General features: G+C 45.8%; 6 tRNA genes. All 6 read right to left on the bottom strand.

Annotated elements, in window-relative coordinates:
- Positions 1-76 (bottom strand) — tRNA-Asn (locus C9J48_RS27680).
- A 7-nt stretch (positions 77-83) separates the two neighbouring features.
- Positions 84-159 (bottom strand) — tRNA-Phe (locus tag C9J48_RS27675).
- Positions 160-221: 62 nt separating this feature from the next.
- Positions 222-297 (bottom strand) — tRNA-Thr (locus C9J48_RS27670).
- A 49-nt stretch (positions 298-346) separates the two neighbouring features.
- Positions 347-422: transfer RNA gene (locus C9J48_RS27665), tRNA-Asn, on the bottom strand.
- A 6-nt stretch (positions 423-428) separates the two neighbouring features.
- Positions 429-504, bottom strand: a tRNA-Phe gene (locus C9J48_RS27660).
- A gap of 84 nt (positions 505-588) precedes the next feature.
- Positions 589-664, bottom strand: a tRNA-Thr gene (locus tag C9J48_RS27655).
- Positions 665-708 lie beyond the last annotated feature (44 nt).

Here is a 708-nt window from a genome sequence, read left to right as displayed (position 1 = left end):
TGGCTCCCTTTGCTGGACTTGAACCAGCGACATACGGATTAACAGTCCGGCGTTCTACCAACTGAACTAAAAGGGAATTGTAATGGTGCCTCGAGGCGGAATCGAACCACCGACACGAGGATTTTCAATCCTCTGCTCTACCGACTGAGCTATCGAGGCAAAAGTGAAAGCGGTTAGGCTTTTACTTTTGCAAAACTGCTTACACAGCGTTTGCTAAGAAATGGTGCCGACTACCGGAGTCGAACTGGTGACCTACTGATTACAAGTCAGTTGCTCTACCTACTGAGCTAAGTCGGCACACTAAATCTTTGTTGTCTTTAAGTTAACATCTAACCTAAAAACGAATTGGCTCCCTTTGCTGGACTTGAACCAGCGACATACGGATTAACAGTCCGGCGTTCTACCAACTGAACTAAAAGGGAATTGTATGGTGCCTCGAGGCGGAATCGAACCACCGACACGAGGATTTTCAATCCTCTGCTCTACCGACTGAGCTATCGAGGCAAAAGTGAAAGCGGTTAGGCTTCTACTTTTGCAAAGCTAATGTTACACAACCTTGGTTAATGCTACACAGCGTTTGCTAAGAAATGGTGCCGACTACCGGAGTCGAACTGGTGACCTACTGATTACAAGTCAGTTGCTCTACCTACTGAGCTAAGTCGGCACACTAAATCTTTGTTGTCTTCAAGTTAACATCTAACTCAAAAA

Origin of the sequence: Photobacterium profundum (assembly GCF_003026285.1) — a bacterium.
Lineage (GTDB): Bacteria > Pseudomonadota > Gammaproteobacteria > Enterobacterales > Vibrionaceae > Photobacterium > Photobacterium profundum.
The sequence above is the reverse complement of the archived record's forward strand: the minus strand, read 5'-3'. Positions and strand labels throughout refer to the sequence as shown.